The organism is Levilactobacillus enshiensis, from assembly GCF_007115095.1.
GTDB lineage: Bacteria > Bacillota > Bacilli > Lactobacillales > Lactobacillaceae > Levilactobacillus > Levilactobacillus enshiensis.
The window spans coordinates 1-23863 of sequence record NZ_SULH01000019.1 but is presented as its reverse complement, the minus strand read 5'-3'; the positions used below and the strand labels follow the sequence as shown (position 1 = coordinate 23863).

The window sequence follows — 23863 nt, the reverse complement described above, 5'->3', positions numbered from 1 at the left end:
TAAAGGACTCCAGGACACCTTGGAAGCATCATTTATTTGAGTTAGTTACATATTATATGTACGAAGGCATTTCATTTACACAAGATTCTTGACGCTACCAAAATGGATAGTAATTACGTAGTAAAAGTATTAATAAATACTTTAAAAAAGGCGTATTTAAAGGGATAGGCGGAATCTTTTGGATGGATGGTATAAAATGATTTTTTTCTGAAACAGGTCACGATTTGACAAAAAATCGTTACTTCTGAACATAGATTTTTAGTTTGTAAGCGATTACACTAGTCGCAGTGATTAGGAAATAGCTATTATGGTCATTTATAGATTATAACGAAGGCGCATTCGTTGTGATTAGTTTATTTTAATTGTTAAGACGTTGAGTATTGAGTAGCTATGTTACAAGACGTGGCTAAAGCTGGTGATGAGATTAAAAGTAATTTAGAAGGGGAGTAATCATGTGGATGTTACCTGGGTTGATAAAAATAACGTTTTGTTATTTATGGGTAATGATGTTTTCTATTTTGACCAGGCAGAGATTGAAGGACATGATGTTGTTGGACTACGTTTAAGAACAGAGGTCAATGATTGGCTAGGTTGCAAGATTACTGATGATCGGCAACAAGCAACGATTATTTTTGATTATTGCCAATCAAAGTTTGAAAACAATGATACATATCATATCTACCAAGAAGGTACTCGTACCATTATTGAAGGTAATCAGTCGAAGTCGTTACTATACGGGTTCTATGCACTTATTCGGTTAAGAATGAATCATCAGTCTGAAGCCGATTATACATCGACACCCGACCAATCTATTAGAATGGTTGATCATTGGGATCAGATTGATGGTTCAGTTGAGCGTGGTTATGCAGGTGCCTCAATCTTTTTCGGGGCCTTAGACAAATTGGATAATCCAGATCGAGGTGATTTCGGCGTTGAAAAAGTAGATGGTGATCCCTTCCGACGTAATCCAGAAAAGATTGTCACGTATGCGCGATTGTTATCCTCTGCAGGTATTAATGCAATTTCACTTAATAATGTTAATGTTCGAGGACAAGGAACAAACTTAATTGTGGAACCGTATTTGACTGGTGTAGCAGAGTTGGCAACCACTTTCAGAGAATTTGGTATCAAACTATTCTTAGCAATTAATTGGGAATCTCCTAAGCACTTAGGTAATTTGACAACCTCAGATCCACTTGATGCGGGTGTTATTAGTTTTTGGAAAGATATTTGTCGAAATATTTATCAGAAGATTCCAGACTTCGGTGGGTTCTTAGTTAAAGCAGATAGTGAAGGCGAACCAGGTCCTTATCAGTACGGACGAACACATGCTGAAGGTGCTAACATGCTGGCACAAGCGGTGGCACCGTATCAGGGAATTATTATTTGGCGGACGTTTGTTTACAACTCCAAACAGGACTGGCGAGACAGACATACAGATCGAGCCAAAGCAGCTTTTGATAATTTCAAGCCACTGGATGGACAATTTGCTGATAATGTCGTCTTGCAGATTAAGTTTGGACCCATTGACTTTCAAACTGCTGAGCCACTCAGCCCGTTATTCGGTGCTCTAAAGAAGACTAACCAGATAATGGAATTTGAAATTTCTGCTGAATATTTAGGCCATCAGATTGATGTTAATTATGCTGTACCGCAGTGGCGACAGATGATGAATGCTGCCACTGGTCAAACACAGTTTAAGGATGAGCGTGCTGGTCAGGTTATTCGAGAAACAAGCCTTAATTCAAAGAATACGGGTTTTGCGGCTGTTGGAAATGTGGGCATGAGTCCTTACTGGACGGGTAATCCGTTAGCACTAGCTAATTTATATGGATTTGGCCGCCTTTGTTGGGATAATCAAGCGGCTGCGGATGATATTCTGAACGAATGGTTAAGTCAAACATTTGCCGAGGTACAACCAGCAACTAGAAAGACAATTTTTGAGATAATGTCTTCCTCTAATGAAACTTACCGTATGTATAATGCACCATTAGGTGTTGGTTTCATGGTCGTTCCACATTTCCACTATGGTGTTTCTGTAAATGGATATGAATACGATCGGTGGGGAACCTACCATTTTGCAGATCGGAATGGTGTTGGGGTTGATAGAACACAGGCAACGGGAAGTGGTTTCACCGAGCTCTATGCACCGAAGATAGCAGCTCAGTATGAAAATGTGAAAACAACACCAGACGAACTGGTTCTATTCTTCCATCATTTGTCATACCAACAAGTTTTGCAGAACGGTCAGACTCTAATTCAAACAATCTACAATCAGCATTTTGAGGGCTACGAACGAGTTGAAAATTATTTGAAACAGTGGCAGACCTTATCGACTGACTTAAATAAGCCTGTGTATGAAAAGGTCTTACAATGTTTAAAGTTACAGTTACAAAATGCTTTGGAATGGCGAGACCAAGTAAACACTTACTTTTACAGAATGTCTGGAGTAAAAGATGATCAAGGTCGAAAGATTTATCGTTAATGAATAGTAGGCGAAAGTGATGGGTAAAAAAATATTTATTCCATATTTGCTTAGAGACGGGGTAGTTTTACAACGAAATAAGCCACTTCGTTTTTGGGGTCACGCGCCACGTGATTCTTCTGTGAAATTAATATTTGGTGATGATAGCATACTGACAGCTCAAGCAACGAACAAAGGTTACTTTGAGTTTCATATAAAACCGCACGAGGCCGGTGGTCCTTTTACAATTCGAATTGAGACACAAGATGATCAGGTCATTGTACATGATGTCCTAGTTGGAGATGCGTGGTTACTCAGTGGGCAATCGAACATGCAATTATGGATGGAGCGGTTAAAGACGCGTTATCCAAAGGCGATTCAAGATGCTTCTAATCCTAAAATTCGTTTTTTCGAGGTTCCACAACATTTTAACTTTAGTACTCAAGAATCAGAATTGGCATCAGGTGAATGGAAGACTGCGGTTGCACCAGATCTTAAAGGACTTTCAGGTATTGGTTATTTCTTTGCGCAACAACAGTATGCAAAGAATCATGTCCCAGTTGGGTTGATTTCAACAGCAATTGGCGGTACACGTGTCAGAAGTTGGGTTAGTCGGCAGACGTTACAGCGGTTAGAGGAGTTACCTGAGGACTTTGATCGACTGAATAACTCAGAATTTGTGGAGACGGTTCAGCGAGATGACGAGGAGTATCAGGATCAGTTTCTTAAAACAATGGACGAAACCGATCAAGGAATTGGAACATGGTCATTGTCAAACTGCGATGATACGAATTGGCAAGAGGCGCGCTTGAATCATCAATTACCAGAAGCTTTTCGTTATCCAGGGGTTGTGTGGTTGCGGAAAGAGGTCCAGGTGCCACCTGAGATGGTTGGTTCATTAGCCCAATTAAGGCTGGGAACATTTACTGATGCTGATGAAACGTTCATTGATGGTCAACTGGTTGGCCATATTGACTATCAGTATCCACCAAGGGAGTATGAGATTGGTAAATTGAAATCAAAGTTTGAATTGGTAATTCGACTTAAAATTTTCAATTATCCAGGTGGTGTCCGCCATGGAAAGAAACATTTAATAGTGACGGATCAAGGAACGCTAGATCTTGATGAACAAGGGCCATGGAAAATTGCTCGTGGAAATTGGATGCCGGAACGTAAAGATCAGGTTTTCTTACAGTATGAGCCAGTCGGGTTGTTCAATGGGATGATTGCTCCTCTTGGTAAAGCAACAGTTGCTGGCATCCTTTGGTACCAAGGGGAAAGTGATACAGGCAATCCTAATGGTTACGGAAAAGTATTTAAGGCTTTAATTTCAGAATGGCGACATCTTTTTCAAGATGATGAGCTACCTTTCTTGTACGTGCAGTTACCTAATTGTGGAATTGAACCTGAGCATGAATGGGCAGCGATTAGGCAAGAGCAACTACAGGGAATGCAGTTAATGCATACGGGGATGGTTGTTTCACTAGGATTGGGTGAAGACAATGATTTACATCCAACAAATAAGCAATCGGTAGCTCAAAGACTATCTGAAGCTTTGAATGAATTGAAAAGAGTACCAGATGGATATTGTACAGGACCATTAGCAAATAGGGCCTATCATATCCATCAACGACTGAGGATTCAATTTAAAACATTTGGTCATGCAATAGTTCTGTCCGATGAACCAGAGTTTGAAATCTTATTCCAAAACAAATGGTGGTCTATACATGGTGGCGAGGTTGATGGGCAACAGATTGAAGTAACTATCCCAGAAGAAATTGATTTAGGCAACGTGCAACGCGTTCGCTACGGATGGGGGAATACACCCGCAACTACTATCATCAATGACGTAAATAGTCCAGCATCACCATTTTGTTTAAAGCTAAATAAATAGGTTGAAATGCTTTATAGAAAGATACTTGAGGTGAATAATAAATGGATAATGAGGTCGAAACTACGCAGTCTACCACAGGCCGCAAAGTAGGAATGTGGCATAGTATTGCTTTTGGGGTTACTGACATGATGGGCGGTGGGTACGGCGCGTTGATTGGTGCCTACCTGATGTTCTTCTTCACGACATTTTGTAATTTAAATCCGTTAGAAGCGGGAAGCATTATTGGGTTAGCTAAAATTGTTGACTCAATTACCGCTATTGTTATGGGGAAGTTTTCAGATGACTTTTGGAAAACAAAGTTGGGTCGAAAGTATGGCCGGCGACATTTCTTCCTGTTGATTGGATCCCCAATGATTTTAATTGTTTATAGTTTGCTGTGGATTCCAGGAATCGGTTTCTGGTACTACTTAATTGTATACTGCATTGTTGAAATTGTTGTGACAATGATTTTGATTCCTTATGAAACACTACCTTCAGAAATGACGACGGACTACAACGAACGTTCGAAGATGTCTACTACACGGATTTTCTTCTCCGGCAGTATTACATCTATCGTTACGTTAGTCGGTGGATTAGTTATCAGTATTATGGGTGATAAAAATCCATATGCTTACACTGTTATTGGTGGTATTTTTGCAATTATCTTTAGTATTGCTGTCTTAGTAACTTACAAATTTACTTGGGAACGTCCAATCTCTGAGATTCAAGCAGCTCTCCCAGATGATCAAAAGGGTGCTGGCGCACAGGAAAAGACTAACCTGGTTAAATTCTTCTGGGAAGCGATGGTTTCTTACTTCTCAACCTTGAAAGTTAAAGCATTCCGTCAACACATGTACCTGTACCTGTTGGGTGTTACGGCTCAAGACTTATTTGCCGGTGCTTTCATTTACTTTATTGTTTTCGGGTATGGTTTATCTACTTCTACGGCATCATGGCTCCTGTCCTTAGGGATTATTGGATTACCATTGACACCAGTCAACTACTGGTTATTTACGCGCTTAGGTGCACGTCGTTGCTACGTCTTCTACTTTTCAATGGTAATTGCTGGTTTAGCAGCTTTTTACATTATGTTCCAAATGCACTTAACACAAGGCGTATTAATTGCATCTTTGGCAGTCGTATCAACACTGTACCTGTTCTTTAAGGGTGGTGCTTACTCAATTCCTTGGAACGTCTTTCCATTTATTCCAGACGTCGATGAAATTATTACGGGTAAGCGTCGTGAAGGTGAATTTGCAGCTATGATGAACTTTATCCGGAAAGTGACCTCTGGGATTGCTTCTGTATTCTTAGGATGGGTATTAGCTGAAAACGGCTTCAAGACAGGCGCTACCACACAATCACCACAAGCTATTCATGCTATTTTAGGCGTCATTATCTTTGGTGTTGGTGGTTTAACGTTATTGGCAATTCTCTTTGCCTTTACCTTTAAACTGGATGTTCATACGCATGAAGTCTTAGTTGCTGAAATTGATCGGCTTAAGGCTGGTGGACGTAAAGAAGATGTCACTGCGGATACGAAGAAGACAGTTGAATCCTTGACTGGTATTACCTATGACAAGTTATGGCCAACTGCAAACGCAAACGGAGCCAATTAAATAGGTTTCTGATGGAATGGGATTAGTCTGCGAAGAAATGTGGGCTAGTCCTTTTTCCTAAAGAAATGTGGATGAATAGGAGTGAATCTGTATGGAAATGACAAATTACGATTTATCGACAAATGTGCCAACAAGTTTTCGTAATTATGCAACTCGTTGTATTGGAACAGGACGATTAGGATTGGCGTTGCGTCAAGAGTATTTAGAACAACTTGCCTACGTTCAAAAAAATATTGGTTTTGAGTTTATTCGGGGTCATGGTCTATTCGCTGAAGATGTGGGAATTTACCAAGAGTACGAGGATGATGAAGGAAAGATTCAGGTTGAGTATAATTTTACGTACCTGGATCAAATTATGGATGCCTATCGTCGACTGAAGCTTAAGCCATTTTTGGAGCTGGGATTTATGCCGCAAAAACTGGGATCCGGACCAGAATCGGTATTCTATTGGCACGGAAATATTACGCCACCAGCTGATGAAAACAAATGGATCAACCTAGTACAGGCAACATTGAAGCATTTACTGGCACGTTATGGGGAAGAAGTTATTGATTGGCCGATTGAAATCTGGAACGAACCTAATATTGACCAGTTCTGGAAGAATTCAGACATGAAAGCATATTTTCATTTGTTTAAGATCACCTTTCAGGCAGTTCGTGCCGTCAATACAAACTTTAAAGTTGGGGGACCAGCCATTTGTGGGGTTGATGATGAGCGATGGTTAACGGAATTTATCGCGTTTTGTGAGCATGAAAAATTAAATATTAATTTTATCACGCGCCATTTCTATACGGTAACATCATCTAAAGTGATCGGACATTACCGTTATCCTGATTTAAGAGACGCTGATGAAAGTTTGAAGGAGTTGCAGAAGTCACGGGAAATTATTAATCGTTCAGAGATGTTTAGCAAGTTACCGATGGCAATCACGGAATTTAACACGTCCTATAGTCCAGATGCTCCCCTTCATGATACGGTTCAAAACGCTGTTTATACGGCATATTTACTGTCTAAAATGGGAGAGACCTCAGATCTTTATTCGTACTGGACGTTTGGAGATGTCTTTGAAGAAAAGGGAATTCCTTTCACCCCATTCCATGGTGGTTTCGGGTTAGTAGCAAATGGCAGTATTCCTAAACCGACGTATTGGACGTTTAAATTCTTTAGTGATTTAAGAGGACAGTGTATTTTAAAGAAGCAGTCGATTATTGTGATGCGCGAAGATAATGGGCGACTTATAGGAATAACTTGGAATTCAGGTTCAGTTGCAAAGAACATTCGGTTGACGATACCTCAGGCATTAGGTCAGGCAACGATTGTGATCCAAACAGTAGATCAGAATTGCGGGAACCCATTGAAAGTTTGGCATGCACTGGGGGAACCAGCTAGTCTAGATCTTGAAATGACGCAATTGTTGCGGAGAAGTGCTGTACCATCAGTGAACACCGACATTTCTCAACAAGGTCAGGTGACCATGACGGTTCAACCAAACTCGCTCAGCTTTTTCCAAATTCAGCCAGATGTTAGCCACTCTGACAGGGGATTTGACTACCAAAAACTCATCTAAAGGGAATATCTATTTAAAAAATAACATATTGGCAGATTAAAATCTGAAAGATAAATAGTGTGTGCAGTAAGTAGTGGCGAGGTTATAGCAAGTACAATAAAAATAGGGGCGCACTGATTAGTTAGTGCGCCCCTATAGTATGTCATTATATGAAGAACCGACCCAGTAAATAAGCCGTTACTGATGAATTAACAATAGCGAAGTCAAAATAAATAGCTGAACAACCATGACCACCAGTACACCCGTGAAGTAACGGCTATAGTGGTGATCACGGTGAAACAGATAGCCAAGGGTACTGGCTAAAGCAATAAACCCGATGACAATTAGAATAATCAACTTAACTTTAACGTCGAAATCTTGCGTTAGCATGGTGTCCGCTTCCTTTTCACAGATTAGTTATCGCCATTATACCAGATGACTAGGCAGTTACGGATTAATCGCGTTCAAGCATAAGGGCAATTCCCATGCCGCCGCCAATGCACATTGAAGCGAGGCCGCGGTGTCCGCCACTACGCATTAGTTCGTGCAGTAACGTTACGACGATACGCGTTCCGGAGGCGCCTAGGGGATGGCCGAGGGCAATGCTACCACCGTTAACATTCAATTTATGCGACGGGATTTTTAAGTCGCGCGTAATGGCTACCGATTGTGCAGCAAAGGCCTCATTGATTTCAAAACGGTCAATTTCCGCAATCGTTGCATGCGTGCGGTCGAGCATTTTTTGAATGGCGTAGACGGGGGCGTAGCCCATAATTGCGGGGTCAATGCCAGCTTCCTGATAGCCGGTCAGGGTGGCTAGATAAGGAATGTTGGCGGCAATGGCCGTCGATTTCCGCATGAGGATCATGGCTGCTGCGCCATCGTTGAGGCCAGCAGCGTTGCCGGCCGTCACGGTCCCCTCAGGCTTAAATGATGGCTTCAGCGCTGCCAATTGCGCTGCCGAAGTAGTTGTTCGCACGGCCTCATCCGTCGTGATTAGCTGGTCACCAACGGGAACGGGAACAATTTCAGCGTCAAAACGGTGCTCTAACTGGGCCTGCGTCGCGTTTTGCTGTGAGCGAAGTGAAAAAGCATCTTGTTCCTCACGGCTAACGTGGTATTTCGCAGCCACATTTTCAGCAGTAATGCCCATTGGGATGTCGTTAAATGCATCTACCAAGCCGTCCTTGGCCAAACTGTCGACCAGCGTCATATCACCAAACTTATGGCCAAAACGTGACTGGGGGCTTAAATAGGGCGCCTGACTCATGCTCTCCGTACCACCAACCAAAACAGCATCAGCGTCGCCTAATAGGATAGCGCTTTGGCCAAGCCGAATTGCTTTTAAACTGGAACCGCAGACCTGATTAACGGTCATCGCCGTACTCGTGACGGGTATGCCAGCGTTGAGTTCGATTTGGCGAGCAACGTTCTGTCCTTGGCCGGCCTGAAGCACCGTCCCAAAGATGGTCTGCTGAATCATGGCGGGGGCGAGGCCACTTCGTTCGATGGCGGCCTTCGCGGCGAGGGTCCCCAGTTGAACGGCGGAAACGGATCGGAAATTCTTGCCGAATTTTCCGATGGGGGTCCGGACCGCGCTAACAATTACAACTTCTTCTGCCATGCTATTAGTTTCTCCTTTTCCGATAATGTCCGAATCTCTAATATAACCGACTTTGCAGGATTTGTCTTGAAATTGACCTATAATTGCCAGTAGCTTTGAACTTTTTTTAAATTATTTTGACCGTTACCGGGTAAATTATGAGAGATAATCTAATCACTTGTTATTACTGGATTCTTAGCCAATTAGGCTTACTAATTAATACTTAGAATTCAAGATTAATTATAAAAAAGATGATTTAGACGCTTGCAATTCGTTTTTTTTCATGATAGAGTGTACCCAACATCAAAAAGCGAATAAGAAATCTTTCAAACGAAGTAGTGATCTATCTGGGAGCTCAGAGAATTGGCGGTCGGTGCAAGCCATGCAGGGTAGGTTTAACGAAATACGAAAGTTGTTTCTTCGGGGTATCTCCACGTTATCGGGGATTAAAGTGTAGAGGCTGAAAGTCTCTGAAGCTGGGTGGTACCGCGCTAAAAGGCGTCCCTTCTATTTGGATATAGAAAGGACGCCTTTTTTGATGTTAAACAAATTATTTGGAGGAATCGAATGATGAAAGATATGAACTTAGGCGTCACGGATGATCGGCTGCACTGTCCTGAATGTGGGGATATCGTTTTTAAGAAGTTACCAGGCACGGCGACCTTGGAGTGTGTCAACTGTGGTCACCAGATGGCAGAACTGGAAAAGCTAACGCGTTAATTACAAGTGAACGACAAAATGACGAGGAGGTCATGACTGATGAAAAATACGAACTTAGGCTTAACGGATAACAAGTTGCACTGCCCTGAATGCGGTGATGTGGTCTTCACCAAGGTTGCTGGCAAATCAGCAGTGGCATGTACGAATTGCGGTCATCAACTTAACAAGTAGTCGGTGGATAACAGTAGCGTGACGAGGAGGTCATAACTAATGAAAAATACAAACTTAGGTTTAACGGATGACAAGCTACACTGTAGCGAATGTGGCGATGTAGTCTTTAAAAAGCTTTCTGGCGAAGCAACGTTGGAGTGTATGGGTTGCGGACACCACGTCGATGAATTACAGAAGTTGATTCACTAGCACGCGTCACAGGTAGATGAAAAAAGTCTACTATATTATAGGAGGAATGAGTATGCAAGAAGTCAACCAAGCGACAACACCTGTAGAAGAAGAACATCCAGTGCATGCAAAAATAATTAGTCTGGTCGTTGCATTAGTAATCTTATTACCATTAATTATAACTATATCAACCGCCAAATGGACAACTATTTCTTTACTACCATTATTAATTATTGCAGTCTCATTAGGAGCAAGTGTTTTCGGTGTTTGGCGATTAAGTGAACAGCTCGTTGCCGTGATTAGAGAGGGTGGGGATAGTGACTTCCGCGAAAGATAGTGGGTATAATTATACAGCTTTGAAATCGACGTCATGTGGTCAAATCCCATATGGCGTTTTTTGTTGGGATTAATTAGAATTAACATTAAGTTAGTATTATAAAAAATACTATCTTGTAATATAAATTTTTATTGGAGGGACCTAAAGTATGATTGATCTGAGAGATCGAGATATTATGTCGTCAATGGAAGCAGCCAAACGGTGGATGAAAGCCGATGACTACGTCCGCCAAGTTTACCGGAAAAGTCCAGAAAGATTTCCGGCGGGAACGATTCGAAAATTCGGGAAGCAATTAGTAGTAACACGAAAAGGAATGGAGGTCGTAACGGGCGAAACTGAGATCGAAGCAAAACAATTTGCGAGTATTCGACAAAATCCCAATATTCGTGACCTCTAATGAGGTAAAAACGCTGCTTGACTAATTTTGGGAACTAATTTCGACCATAACTCTCTTATGGCTACTTGACAACGCTTTCACGGTTAGCTATCTTTTGGTTGTTTAGGTATGGTTAGTTTTCAACTAAGCATACGCGCCAAAAATCTAGTTTCAGGGTACTTAGTGAAAGGGGAACAAGCTAATGAATATCATTGACGAGTTAACTTGGCGTGGCGCAATCAATCAGCAAACCGATGCTGAAGGATTGAAGAAGCTGACAACGGAGAAGAAAATTTCGTTGTACTGTGGGGTCGATCCAACCGGTGATAGTATGCATATCGGCCACTTGATTCCATTTATGATGATGAAACGCTTCGAACTGGCTGGCCATCATCCATACATTTTGATTGGTGGTGCCACGGGGAGTATCGGTGATCCGAGTGGTCGGAAAACGGAGCGGCAACTCCAAACCATGGACAAGGTCCAACACAATGTGCGGGCCTTAACCAAACAAATGCAACGGTTGTTCGGTGGTGATTCCAACGTTACCATGGTGAACAACTACGATTGGTTATCCAAGATTTCTCTCTTGGACTTCCTGCGGGATTACGGTAAATTAGTCAACATCAATTCAATGCTGGCGAAGGATATCGTGGCCAGTCGATTGGATACGGGGATTTCATTTACAGAATTTACGTACCAAATTCTCCAATCCGTTGACTTCTTGACGTTACACAACGATCACAACATTCAGCTCCAAATTGGTGGGGCCGATCAATGGGGCAACATCACTGCCGGAATCGATTTGATTCATAAGATCAAGGGTTCCGACGAAGAAGTTTACGGTCTGACCATTCCGTTAATGCTAAAAGCGGATGGAACCAAATTTGGGAAGACTGCCGGTGGCGCCATTTGGTTAGATGCCGACAAGACTTCACCTTACGAGTTCTACCAATTCTGGCTTAACCAAGATGATCGCGACGTTATTCGTTACCTCAAGTTCTTCACGTTCCTCAGCCAAGATGAAATTCACAGCTTAGAGGATAGCGTGGCTAACGAACCAGAGAAGCGGGTAGCCCAACGGCGGTTAGCTGAAGAAGTGACGCGCTTCGTCCACGGTGAAGAGGCTTTGGAATCAGCGCAACACATTTCAGAGATCCTATTCTCCGGTGACATTCAAAAGTTGACCTTGACTGAAGTTCAGGAAGCCTTTGAAAAGGTGCCAAACGTGTCGATTAGTTCCAAACCGGAAAACATCGTTACCTTGCTGACCGACACCACGGCCATCGAACCTTCACGGCGTCAAGCACGGGAAGATATCGAGAACGGTGCCATTACGATTAACGGTGCCCGGGTGACGGATACGGCGGCTGACCTTGATCCGAAGGACAACTTCTCCGGTAAGTTCATGGTCATTCGTCGCGGGAAGAAGAACTACTTCCTGGCAAAAGTTGAAGATTAGAGAAAAATAAGTTTTTTATAATGGAATACCCGATAGCGGGTCTGATAGTGCATATCAGGCCCGCTTTTTGATTCTTTGAGGGTGCTCATAAACCGATAAACGGTCTCTGCTTGTTCTAATTTTAACAAAAGACCCTTTACAGGGTATCGATGAAAGCGTATTCTTTTGGGTGAACAAGGACAAACAAATCTGTAGGAGGTAAGTGACATGGAAAAGAATACGAACTCACTTAAGGATTTAGATTTAAATGCTCTGTTTATCGGAGACAAAGCAGAAAATGGTCAGTTATACAAAGACATGCTGAACAAGTTGGTCGATGAACATTTAGGCTGGCGTAAAAATTACATACCATCAGATCCCAACATGATTGGACCAGATGATCAATCTTCACCAGAATTTGAGAAGACGGTTAACCATATGAAGACGGTGCTAAACCAACTGTCCGAACGGATCCGGACGGAATCAGTTCCTTGGCATTCAGCTGGTCGTTACTGGGGCCACATGAATTCCGAAACCTTAATGCCAGCATTGTTAGCTTACAACTACGCGATGCTCTGGAACGGGAACAACGTTGCTTATGAATCATCACCAGCAACTTCCCAAATGGAAGAAGAAGTCGGTCAAGAATTTGCCCGCATGATGGGTTACGACTACGGCTGGGGCCACATCGTTGCTGACGGATCATTAGCAAACTTGGAAGGTCTCTGGTACGCCCGGAACATCAAGTCATTGCCATTCGCGATGCAAGAAGTTAACCCCGAATTAGTGGCCGGCAAGTCAGATTGGGAATTACTGAACATGCCAACTAAGGAAATCATGGACCTGCTCGAAAATGCGGGGACCGAGATTGACGAAGTGAAGAAGCGTTCTGCACGTAGCGGGAAGAACTTACAACGCTTAGGCAAGTGGTTAGTCCCACAAACCAAGCACTACTCCTGGATGAAGGCCGCTGACATCATCGGGATCGGTTTGGATCAAGTTGTGCCAGTGCCAATTGACAGCAACTACCGGATGGACATCGACGCTTTGGAAGACATCATTCGTAAATTTGCCGCTGACAAGACACCGATCCTGGGGGTTGTCGGGGTTGCCGGTTCAACCGAAGAAGGCGCCGTTGACGGTATCGACAAGATCGTGGCACTGCGGAAGAAGCTTTACAAAGAAGAAGGTATCTACTTCTACCTCCACGTTGACGCCGCTTACGGTGGTTATGCACGGGCATTGTTCTTGGATGAAAACGACAAGTTCATTCCGTACAAGGACTTACAACGGGTTCACGCCGAAAATCACGTCTTCACTGAAGATAAAGAATTAATCAAACCAGAAGTTTACGCTGCGTATAAGGCCTTTGATGAAGCAGAATCCATCACCATTGACCCCCACAAGATGGGTTACGTGCCTTACTCTGCTGGTGGGATCGTGATCCAAGACATTCGGATGCGGGACACGATTTCTTACTTCGCAACCTACGTCTTTGAAAAGGGTGCCGACATTCCAGCCTTACTGGGTGCTTACATTCTTGAAGGCTCCAAGGCCGGTGCTACCGCCGCTTCCGTATGGGCAGCCCACCACACCTTACCATTGAACGTCACTGGTTATGGAAAATTGGAAGGTGCCTCCATTGAAGGTGCCCACCGTTACTACGACTTCCTGAAGGACTTGAAGTTTGAAGTTGCTGGTAAGAAGATTTCCGTTCACCCATTGGTTTCCCCTGACTTCAACATGGTTGACTACGTGCTGAAAGAAGACGGCAACGATAACTTGGTTGAAATGAACCAATTGAACCACGCCTTCTACGAACAAGCTTCGTACGTTAAGGGCTCACTGTACGGCAAGAAGTACATTGTTTCCCACACGGACTTTGCGATTCCAGATTACGGTGACAGTCCACTTGAATTCGTTGAAAGCTTAGGCTTTAGCGAAGCAGAATGGCGTCGGGCCGAAAAGGTGACGATCATCCGGGCCTCAGTAATGACGCCTTACATGAACCGTAAAGAAAACTTCGATTACTTCGCACCGGAAATCAAGAAGGCCATCCAAGCTGATCTTGAAAAGGTCTACGAAGCTGCTAACCAAAAAGAAAACGCTTAGCACATAAATGCATACTGTTTCACTGTAGGTCATTCGGGGTAATGGCCTACTGCTATTATTATGAATCTTATTTAATATTTGAAGGGAAGCGCGAACATGGATAATCAGGCTAAAAAACTTAGTCTTGGCACATTTATTGGGATGACCATGGCCCTGTGTGCCACGGTACGTTCGATTCCTTCAGTTGCCGCAACTGGATGGACGCAGATCACCTACATGGTCTTTGCCGTCGTCTTCTTTGCTTTACCAGTTGCACTGATTTCCGGGGAATTGGGAACCATGATGCAAGCTGAAGGTGGGCCGCAGTTATGGGTCAAGTCAGCATTAGGTGAAAAATGGGGCTTCGTTACCGCGTGGCTCCTCTGGGTACAGATTTTCCCAGGGATGGTGATGGTGGCTTCGACCATCGGTCCGCTGTGGGGAAACGTATTTGGAAACGTCGCTTTAGGGAATAACCACTGGTTCATCCTTGCTAACATCTTAGGGTTTTACTGGATCATTACTGTCTTGAACTTACGCTTCGATATGGCCAAAGTTGGTGGGAACATCGGGGTTTGGCTCGGTGTTTACATTCCAATCGTCATCATGTTGATCATGGGGATCGCGGCGATGGTTAAGACCGGGATCAACCCTAATGGTTATCTGGGAACCTTCACTTGGGGCAAATTGATGCCAAGTCTGGACAATCTGCAAACGTTACAATACTTTGCAGCCATTTCCTTCATCTACACTGGGTTGGAAATGTCCTCCGTCTTCATTCCACGGTTGCATGATGCTAAGAAGACCTACACACGTGGGATCTTCGTCGCCCTGATTGGGTTAGTTTTGATGAACATCATGAACTCCATCTTGGTGGCCAACGTGGTGCCTGATGGCAAGATTCAATTGTCAAACATCACCCAACCCATCGTTCTCTGGTGCCAAATCTTAGGCTGGCCAACCATGATCGCCAATATCTTCAGTTTCATGGTGGTTATTGGAGTGCTGATTCAGCTGTCCGCTTGGGTTACCGGTCCTTCCAAGACCATGACGCAAGTTGCCCGGGCTGGTCAATTACCTGCTAGCTTTGGTTTCCACAAGACCAACAAATTCGGTGTTTCTCGCAACGTTGTCTTGACGCAAAGTACCTGCATTTCACTCTTCGCCTTACTTTATGGGGTAATGAAAAACGTTAACGGTGTCTTCTTGACCTTAACGAACGCAACGACTGTCATCTACGCCTTAGTTTACGTGCTGATTGCCATCGCAATCATTCGTTTACGGAAGACGCAACCAGAAGTAGAACGTCCTTATCGTTTAGGGAAGACGGGGAATGGTTTAGCTTACTTCGTTGCTGGTTTATTATTCTTTGGCATCATTGTGATCATTGCGGCGACGTTGGTTGCTAGTGACTTAACGCAAGCCATCTTCGTGGTAATTATTACGGCAGTCCTCTTCGTCATTCCGCTTATCATCGATAAGAATAAGAATGCCGAATGGATTGAACAGGTGAACACAGATCTAGCACTCGACAAATAAAATCTTTGACTCGGTGAAAAGGGCTTACTTGTTGGTAAGCCCTTTTTCGCTTAAAGGGGTGTAACTATTATGGAAGAAAAAAAGAAACCGGAGATACATTTTTCACTTGTAGAATCGTTGGTCATCATGGTGATTATGTTTGCCATTCTTGGGACCATGATTATCGGGATGAAAATGTCGCCCCAAATTCCAATTTTGTTTGTTTTTACACTGTTAATGTTCTATGGTCACTTTCGCAAAGTTTCCTGGGGAGACATCTTTGACGGTATTACTGAGGGGATTACGCCCGGCATCATTCCCATTCTGATCTTTCTAATGATTGGGTTGCTAGTGTCGAGCTGGTTAGCATCGGGGACGATTGCGACCATCATGGTCATCGGATTTAACATTCTTTCCGTCAAATTTTTCTTACCGACAGTCTTCATTATCTGCGGCATTGTCGGCATTACGGTCGGCAGTTCCTTCACGACGGTTTCCACAATGGGGATCGCGTTCATGGGAATCGGGCACATCTTGGGGTTTTCCGATGCGCTAACTGCTGGTGCCATCGTTTCCGGTGCGCTCCTGGGGAATAATTTATCGCCGCTGTCAGATACGTCAAATTTGACGACGGGCTTAACTAAGGTCAACTTGTATAAACATTTGTTCAATATGTCGCATACGATTGCACCTTCTGCAATCATTGCCTTAGTCCTGTACTTTGTGCTGGGGAACACGTCACATACAGCTAACTTGAGCCGAATTCACGCGATTTCCAGTAGTCTCGAACAATCCTTTGCTGTTTCGGCCTGGTCATTGCTACCAATTCTGGTGCTTTTGCTCTTAGCTTGGCGTCAAGTTCCGGCAATTCCTTCCTTATTATTAGGAACGATTACGGCACTATTACTGGTGATCATCCGCGATCCCGCCTATGGGGTTAACCGGATTAGCAATTTACTGATGAGTGGTAACATCGCTAAGACGCCTTCCCATACAGTCAATGACTTGATGACGGGTGGGGGAATTACGAACATGTTAGGGTCGGTTTCCCTGATCATTGTTGCCTTGGCGCTGGGGGGCCTACTGATTAAGTTCGGGGTCGTCCACACGTTGATCGATAGTATCAAACCATACGTGAACAAGCCGGGCAAGCTGATTCTCTTTACCGAGTTGAGTGGTGTGGGGGTCAACCTGATGGTCGGGGAACAATACCTGTCCATTATCTTACCAGGAACGACTTTCAAGTCTTCATACGACCGGTTGGGTCTGGATCGGAAATATTTGTCACGAACGTTGGCCACTGGTGGGGCGGATATCAATGCCTTAGTTCCTTGGGGGGTCAGTGGGATCTTCTTCTCGGGAACGCTGAACGTTGATGCCCTGCAGTATATCCCAATGGCATTTTACACGTACATCAACCCAATCATGACGGTGATTGCCGGCTTCACGTTCGTTTCTTGGAGCTACAAGAAGCACCTGGCCAAAGCGGGCAGCGTTGAAGCGATGATCAAGAGTTCAGCTGAATTAGATGAGAAAGATAAGGAAGCGGCGCTAAAAGCCGTTCCCGCAAAATGAAGTGCGTTGCTTTGAAACTGAAGGTTGTGTTGATAGAAGCAAGGGTTAAGCTCTGGCAGCCGTTGGATTTAGACTCATTTAAAAGCGAGTCTGGGACGTAACTCAAAAATCAGCATTTTCAGAAGGAGCATCTTCTGAAAATGCTGTTATTTTTTGCCGTTATCGTGTCGAAACGTGCGCCATCAGGCAGTTTGTTGCGCTTAACCCGAGAACAGGACTTATGCCAAGACCAGGCATAAGTCCTGTTCTCACGTTAATGCTCGCAAACAAACCGCCTGATGGCCACTCTCGCTTTTTGTGGCCAGCGAATTTCAAACCAAGTTTTCCATTCTGCGTTTCTTCTATTATAATGGAGGGTAGGTTAAAGAATAGGGGAATCGAGTTATGGAACGAACAGATTCAACAGCCGAACCAATGACTCCGGCGGAATTTTTAACGCCGCAGCGATTGGCCCGGTTGTCAGCTAATCAGCAAAAATATGCGGCCGCCATCCTTGACGATGTGCAACGGGTCCGCGAAACCGTTAACTTAGCCGAGGGGAGCTGGACGCCGCAGCAAGTTGCCGGGACGCTGGCGGCCCTGCCAACCATGGTCGATCAACCACATGTGTACTTTGTGGCGGTCGTTCCCGTTTTGACGGCGTACTTTAAAGCACAAAAGTTGGCCAATTTCACCGATTTAGAAGCGGCATTAAAGACAGCCCGGCCAGAATTGGTCGAAAAGCATGGCGATGCTGCCGACGAGCAACAAGCTTACGAAGGTGTCGTGTCGCTCGTTGAGGATTGGGTCCAAGCCATGGTGACCCAGCCAGACGTGGCCAATCTCAGTCAAACTGATCTCCAGCACTTCATCACGATCGTCCACACGACGGCCGAACTGATGATTACTGGCAAACACCTGCAGCCTAGTGATTGGGACGTTAAAACGTTAAATGAGATCATGTTTGGTCCATTCACCCACTTGCTGGATGAGGCGGATCGGGTACCGGCACTCTTCAACTTGGTTCCGTTTGCGCTGACCACCTTGTTCGACTACTTAGCCGCGCAGGACAAGCTGGCACATGCGACTGAGTTACAGGACTGGGTCGGCTCACACCACACAGCGTTGGTGACCATGTATGACCCTCAACTGGAGAACTTCTTCGAAGACCTGACCACAGCCATGCAACGGGCCAATGTCGATGCCGACGACCACGATGCCGTCGATGCCTTCACGCAGGATTATCTGCGGGCCCATCCAACCGAAAGTCGGGAGCTCTTCACGGCCGATCGTCAGTTGACGCATAAGAAGCACATTAAGCAGATCAAATACAGTCAAAAAAAGCGCCGAAAGCGGCGGCGACGGTAAACTAGAAATCTGGCTGATGCGAGATGGTTAACACCCATAATATCAGAGGTTATAGCTATTTTTGTCGTAACAGCGACCTAAAAAAGCGTTACGTGCAGGGGAATTCCCACACGTAACGCTTTTTGAACACAGATTTTAGGCTTCATCCGCCAATCCGTCAATGACCTCTTGGGCCACGACGGGGTCGGAAGGATAAGGGGTGTCGACCCCGTTGATCTTTTGATAGGCATCCTCGCCTTTACCGGCCAGCACGACTAAATCATCGTTGGTGGCACTAGCAATGGCGTGTTGGATGGCATCCTCACGCCGCGGAATGATGGTCACGCTGACCTTATCGTGGTCAATGTGACTATCGATTTCCTTGGCGATGGCGACGGGATCTTCGTGACCCGGATCATCCGTTGTTAGGAATGCCGTATCGGCGTAATCATTGAGTGCCTTGGCAAAACCTTCTCGCCGGTCTTCCCCTTTATCCCCAGTACTGCCGAGCACCGCCGTAATGTGGTGGTCCGGAAATTGGGTGTGGAGGAAGCTTAGCAGGGCGTTCATGCTGCCCCAGTCATGGGCGTAGTCGATGTAGATCGTCCCGTGATGCTTAGTAGTCATTGACTCCATCCGACCAGGAATGCTGGTATTGGCCAGCCCAGCCTGCATATCCGCTACGGAAGCCCCAGCCAAGCGACTGGCCAGAATAGCCGCCGTCGCATTGCTCTGGTTGAAGTCCCCAGGCACGGAAACGTTGTAGGACGTGGCCAGTTCAGCCAAGCGGTCATCGGTTGCGTGGACCGTTAAGCCAAACTGACTGTCCGTCAACGTCGCCTCACTACTGGTAATCGAGAGCGTTGCCGCATCCTGATTGAACCCGTAAGTGAAGATGTGGGCGGGATCCGTCGACACCTTTGCCGCCGCATAGACTTCTTCAAAATGGTCCATGTCCGCATCCACGATGCAGTTTCGTGAATTGAGCATCAACTGCATTTTGCAGAAGAGGTAGTTGGCGAAGTTAGGGTGTTCGTTGACCCCAATATGGTCGGGAGAGATGTTGAGAAAAATCCCAACGTCAAACGTCAACCCGTACACGCGGTCCAAGAGGTAGGCCTGTGAGGCCACTTCCATGACCAGCACCTTTTGGCCGTTATCGACCGCTTGGCGCATTTCGTGGAAGAGGTCAAATGACTCTGCCGTCGTCAAGTGAGCGCGGTATTGGTCTTCCGGTTTGGGACCGATGATGTGGTTAATGGTCGAGAACATCGCCACTTGTTGCGGGTAGGTTCGACTCAGAATGTTCGTCGTCAGGTACGTCGATGTCGTCTTGCCCTTCGTGCCGGTATAGCCGATCACAAATAAATCATTTTGTGGGAAACCAAAGTACAACTGGGCAGCTAAGGACAAAGCCTTGCGAACGTCAGTCACCAAAATGACTGGCACGTCAACGCCGTAGTCCTTTTCTGCCAAGTAAGCAATGGCCCCGTTGCTGATAGCCGACTGTAAGTAGTCGACTGAGAAATTGAAGCCTTTGCAGACGAAGAGGCCGTTGGCGCTGACCTTGCGCGAATCGTACGCTAACGATGCAAAGTCGACGTCGTCTGAATTTAGCGTGGTACTCAGGAACAGGTCATGCTCCTGGAGCAACGCAATCAGCTGGTTTGCTCTCATTCAATTGCCCCTTTTCGTGATTAGTCGTTGGGCCGCATGGTTGGGAACAGCATGACATCGCGGATGGAAGCTGCATCAGTTAGCAACATGGTCATCCGGTCGATACCGATACCCAGACCACCAGTAGGCGGCATCCCATATTCCATGGCTTCAATGTAATCGTTGTCGATCCCATGAGCTTCTTCGTTACCAGCGGCACGTTCAGCGTCTTGACCTTCGAAACGTTGCTTTTGGTCGATTGGGTCGTTTAATTCAGTAAAGGCGTTCCCATATTCGTTACCGTCGATGTAAAGTTCAAATCGGTCGGTGAATCGAGGGTCCTTCGGGTTCTTCTTAGCCAATGGTGAAATTTCAACGGGGTGGCCGTAGATAAACGTTGGGTTAACTAGGTTATCTTGAACCTTTTCCTCGAAGAAGGCGTTGATGATGTGACCGACCTTCCAGTAAGGTTCGCAGTGAATGCCGTTTTCGGCGGCTAATTGCTTAGCATCGTCGTCAGACATTGGTTGCCAGAAGTCGATTCCGGTGGCGTCCTTAACGGCGTCGACCATGTGGACCCGTTTGAATTCGGAGTCCAGGTCGATGTCCTTACCTTGGTAAGAAACCTTGCCAGAGCCGTTAACCTTGTTGGCTACGAAACGGAAGATGTTTTCAGTTAAGTCCATCACGTCCGTGTAGTCTGCGTAGGCAGTATAGACTTCGACCATGTTGAATTCAGGGTTGTGCCGTAAGTCAGTCCCTTCATTCCGGAAGTCCTTGCCCAGTTCGTAGACCTTTTCCATCCCGCCGACGATCAGGCGCTTCAGGTAAAGTTCGGTCGCAATCCGTAAGTACAAGGGAATATCAAACGCGTTGGAGTGGGTGACAAATGGCCGTGCTTCGGCCCCACCAGCCTCTGTCTGTAAAACAGGGGTGTCAACTTCCAAGTAACCTTCGCTGTCCAAGTATTCGCGGATGGCCTTCTTGATCTGTGTGACCTTGATGAACCGGTCAAAGCTATCTTGGTTAGCAATTAAGTCCAAGTACCGTTGACGGTAGATGGTTTCAGGGTTCGTCAGACCGTGGTACTTGTCTGGTAATGGCCGTAAAGCCTTAGATAAGAATTCGAAGTCAGTGAAGCGTAGGGTCAAGGCACCGGTGTTCGTCTTGATGACGTACCCCTTGGCGCCGATGAAGTCCCCTAAGTCAAGCGTCTTGTAAAGGGCGTACTTGTCTTCGCCCAGTTCGTCTTGACGTGCGTAGCCTTGGACAACACCAGTTCTATCGAGTAAATCGATGAAGCCGGCCTTGCCGCTACCACGCTTACCGGTAATCCGACCCGCAACAGCAACGTAATGTTTGTCTTCCATCAACTCTTCTTTGTCGTACTTGTCGTATTTTTCCTTGAGCGACTTACTGTCGTCAGTTCTGTCGAAGCGGTGACCGAAAGGCGCGATGCCCTGTTCTTGTAGATTGTTCATTTTGTCCCGACGAACCTGCATTTGATCATTCAGATCGGTCGGCGTGGCATTATTGTTCTTGCTGTTACCCATGTTGTGTCCTCCTATTAAGTATTGATTCAAAAGTTCAGTGAATCCAGACCTCCCTTAAATTTAGTTGATTTTGGCGTAATTAGCAAGCCATAAAGGGGGATTGATTGAATGAAGACGCTTACAAAATCGTGGCAATTTCGATTTGGCTGATTTCGTTTAAATCGGGCCAACGGATTTCCATTCCACCCTTTCGAGGCCCCCGGGAAACATGATAGACTTAGCACAACTAATCAGATAAGAGGGGGCAGAATATAGAGTCATGTTAAAATTGATGCGCAAAATGTGGCCGTTACTGCTATTAGGGTTCCTGGTGAATACGGCTTATAGTGTCATGTGGCCACTCACAACGATCTACCTCCATGGTGACCTCCACTTGAATCTGGTACAAAGTGGGATTATCCTGGCCGCCTATTCTGGATGTAATGTCCTGGGTGGCTATCTCGGTGGGGTGTTGACGGACCACTACTCGTCACGGACCGTGGGGGTTGGCATGTTACTGGGGTTGATCGGCGATGCAGTCGTGGGTTTCTTTTGGAATGGGATTATTGCCTATCCAATCGTCTTGGTGATCTTTGGCCTGCTGACCGGGGGCATGTTGACCTTGATTACGGCAATGACTGCTCAACTGAGTCATTTGGATGGCCGTTTATTTAATCTACTATATATATTCATTAACGTGGGATTAGTTGTGGGGACGGCCAGCATTGGTGTTCTCTACCATAATAGTCTGAAACCGATCTTTGTACTGCTGCTGAGCTGTTATGTGCTAGCGGCTATCCTGTGGGGGTGGCGTGCCGGTAGCTTTGAACGACAGTCAGCTGGGCAGGTGCCCCGGACGGTGAATTCGTCTGCGGGTCACGTGCCGCCTGTACGGAAGAAGCTGTCACGCAGTAGTTTAGTGATTATTCTCTTGAGCTTGGCGTTCATGTGGATAACTTATGCCCAATGGATGAGCAATGTGTCTGTGTACATTCAAAACGAGGGACTGGGTATCAAATTGTACAGCTATCTCTGGGTGTACAACGGGATTCTCTTAATCGTCGTTCAGGCTTTAATGGCTAAAGTCAGTCGTAGCGAGGGGTTACCTTGGCAAATTCTGGGCGGTTTGGTCGCAATTGGTGGCTCATTTCTTCTATTAACTAGTGCTGCTGGGGTCGGTGTCTTATTTGCTGCCATGACCTTGTTAACGGTGGGAGAGGCAGTCTACGTTCCGGGAGTCCCCGCACTGATCAATTTATATACGGTAGGAAATGAAGGCCGTTATCAAGGCTTGGTCAATGCCTTTTCTTCATTGGGGAAGGCGCTGGGACCAGTTATTGGGGGCGTGGTCATTGCCCAATGGACATCGTTTCCACTGCTTTTCTTGATTTGTGCGGTGGTCAATGGTGTGATTGCAACCGTCTTTTTAGTTGGCGTCGTGCCAGCATTGAAAATGAAGTGATTATTGAAACGAACTATCTCCAGGCGTGCCCTGGCAAAACGGCCGGTTAACTCGGTCGTTTTTTGTTGTTTTCATACCTGCCATTCGTCTTTGAAAATAGTTTACATTTTTCGCTGATTTTAGTTGACGTGGTGGGCTGTGGTTGGTATAGTTATATACGTTGTCACGGCGATTCACCAGCTAGACCAATTTGAAAGATTGAAATTAGTTGTTGACAGTTATGATGACGAAATGTTATATTAATTAAGTTGTCGCTTCTTGATGACACATCAACGAGAAACGTTGTTAAATCAAACTTCTTGTTGACATCATATTGATTAAATGATATGATGATTAAGTTGTTTACGAGAGTAAATAACTTGGTAGACCTTTGAAAACTGAACAT

General features: G+C 45.3%; 19 protein-coding genes. 15 read left to right on the top strand and 4 right to left on the bottom strand.

The window, feature by feature from the left end:
• The first annotated feature begins 454 nt into the window (after nucleotides 1-454).
• The 4 genes from FAY32_RS13895 to FAY32_RS13880 all read left to right on the top strand — a co-directional run bounded on the left by FAY32_RS13895 (nucleotide 455) and on the right by FAY32_RS13880 (nucleotide 7523).
• Nucleotides 455-2485: an alpha-glucuronidase gene (locus FAY32_RS13895; protein ID WP_225428353.1), complete on the top strand. Its 2031-nt coding sequence runs from the start codon at nucleotides 455-457 to the stop codon at nucleotides 2483-2485.
• A 19-nt stretch (nucleotides 2486-2504) separates the two neighbouring features.
• Nucleotides 2505-4358 carry a sialate O-acetylesterase gene (locus tag FAY32_RS13890; protein WP_143464073.1) on the top strand — a complete coding sequence of 618 codons (1854 nt, stop codon included), beginning with the start codon at nucleotides 2505-2507 and terminating at the stop codon, nucleotides 4356-4358.
• Between the two features lie 41 nt (nucleotides 4359-4399).
• Nucleotides 4400-5956, top strand: a complete 1557-nt coding sequence (locus FAY32_RS13885) for an MFS transporter (RefSeq protein ID WP_143464071.1) — start codon at nucleotides 4400-4402, stop codon at nucleotides 5954-5956.
• 91 nt (nucleotides 5957-6047) lie between these two features.
• On the top strand, nucleotides 6048-7523 hold the full coding sequence (locus FAY32_RS13880; RefSeq protein WP_143464069.1) for a GH39 family glycosyl hydrolase: 1476 nt from the start codon (nucleotides 6048-6050) through the stop codon (nucleotides 7521-7523).
• A gap of 177 nt (nucleotides 7524-7700) precedes the next feature.
• Here the strand turns inward: FAY32_RS13880 and FAY32_RS13875 are convergent, their stop codons facing one another.
• Entirely contained in the window at nucleotides 7701-7892 is a 192-nt protein-coding gene (locus FAY32_RS13875; RefSeq protein ID WP_143464068.1) for a hypothetical protein, read from the bottom strand.
• Between the two features lie 64 nt (nucleotides 7893-7956).
• On the bottom strand, nucleotides 7957-9126 hold the full coding sequence (locus tag FAY32_RS13870) for an acetyl-CoA C-acetyltransferase (protein WP_143464066.1): 1170 nt from the start codon (nucleotides 9124-9126) through the stop codon (nucleotides 7957-7959).
• Nucleotides 9127-9672: 546 nt separating this feature from the next.
• Between FAY32_RS13870 and FAY32_RS14720 the strand changes: the two genes are divergently transcribed.
• The 10 genes from FAY32_RS14720 (at nucleotide 9673) to FAY32_RS13835 (ending at nucleotide 18849) form a co-directional block, all read left to right on the top strand.
• Nucleotides 9673-9825, top strand: a complete 153-nt coding sequence (locus FAY32_RS14720) for a hypothetical protein (protein WP_158727605.1) — start codon at nucleotides 9673-9675, stop codon at nucleotides 9823-9825.
• Nucleotides 9826-9864: 39 nt separating this feature from the next.
• Nucleotides 9865-9996, top strand: a complete 132-nt coding sequence (locus FAY32_RS15020; RefSeq protein ID WP_263862561.1) for a hypothetical protein — start codon at nucleotides 9865-9867, stop codon at nucleotides 9994-9996.
• 39 nt (nucleotides 9997-10035) lie between these two features.
• On the top strand, nucleotides 10036-10185 hold the full coding sequence (locus tag FAY32_RS14715) for a hypothetical protein (protein WP_158727604.1): 150 nt from the start codon (nucleotides 10036-10038) through the stop codon (nucleotides 10183-10185).
• 52 nt (nucleotides 10186-10237) lie between these two features.
• A complete protein-coding gene (locus tag FAY32_RS13865; protein WP_143464064.1) occupies nucleotides 10238-10501 on the top strand; it encodes a hypothetical protein in 264 nt (87 codons plus the stop codon).
• Nucleotides 10502-10649: 148 nt separating this feature from the next.
• Nucleotides 10650-10898: a helix-turn-helix domain-containing protein gene (locus FAY32_RS13860; protein WP_143464062.1), complete on the top strand. Its 249-nt coding sequence runs from the start codon at nucleotides 10650-10652 to the stop codon at nucleotides 10896-10898.
• 181 nt (nucleotides 10899-11079) lie between these two features.
• Nucleotides 11080-12339, top strand: coding sequence for a tyrosine--tRNA ligase (gene tyrS / locus FAY32_RS13855; protein ID WP_143464061.1), 1260 nt, complete (start codon nucleotides 11080-11082; stop codon nucleotides 12337-12339).
• 207 nt (nucleotides 12340-12546) lie between these two features.
• Nucleotides 12547-14430, top strand: coding sequence for a tyrosine decarboxylase (gene tdc, locus FAY32_RS13850; RefSeq protein WP_143464059.1), 1884 nt, complete (start codon nucleotides 12547-12549; stop codon nucleotides 14428-14430).
• A 96-nt stretch (nucleotides 14431-14526) separates the two neighbouring features.
• Nucleotides 14527-15948: a tyrosine-tyramine antiporter gene (gene tyrP, locus FAY32_RS13845; protein WP_143464057.1), complete on the top strand. Its 1422-nt coding sequence runs from the start codon at nucleotides 14527-14529 to the stop codon at nucleotides 15946-15948.
• Nucleotides 15949-16017: 69 nt separating this feature from the next.
• Entirely contained in the window at nucleotides 16018-17502 is a 1485-nt protein-coding gene (locus FAY32_RS13840; RefSeq protein WP_143464055.1) for a Na+/H+ antiporter NhaC family protein, read from the top strand.
• Nucleotides 17503-17886: 384 nt separating this feature from the next.
• Complete coding sequence (locus FAY32_RS13835) at nucleotides 17887-18849, top strand: hypothetical protein (protein ID WP_143464053.1); 963 nt, start codon at nucleotides 17887-17889, stop codon at nucleotides 18847-18849.
• Nucleotides 18850-18984: 135 nt separating this feature from the next.
• On the opposite strand, the gene FAY32_RS13830 is transcribed toward FAY32_RS13835, so the two are convergent.
• Nucleotides 18985-20505: a UDP-N-acetylmuramoyl-L-alanyl-D-glutamate--2,6-diaminopimelate ligase gene (locus FAY32_RS13830; protein WP_143464051.1), complete on the bottom strand. Its 1521-nt coding sequence runs from the start codon at nucleotides 20503-20505 to the stop codon at nucleotides 18985-18987.
• A 20-nt stretch (nucleotides 20506-20525) separates the two neighbouring features.
• The gene (lysS, locus tag FAY32_RS13825; RefSeq protein WP_143464049.1) at nucleotides 20526-22037 is read right to left on the bottom strand and encodes a lysine--tRNA ligase; all 1512 of its coding nucleotides are present in this window, start codon (nucleotides 22035-22037) and stop codon (nucleotides 20526-20528) included.
• A gap of 259 nt (nucleotides 22038-22296) precedes the next feature.
• Between lysS and FAY32_RS13820 the strand changes: the two genes are divergently transcribed.
• Nucleotides 22297-23478 carry an MFS transporter gene (locus tag FAY32_RS13820; RefSeq protein ID WP_143464047.1) on the top strand — a complete coding sequence of 394 codons (1182 nt, stop codon included), beginning with the start codon at nucleotides 22297-22299 and terminating at the stop codon, nucleotides 23476-23478.
• Nucleotides 23479-23863: the final 385 nt, after the last annotated feature.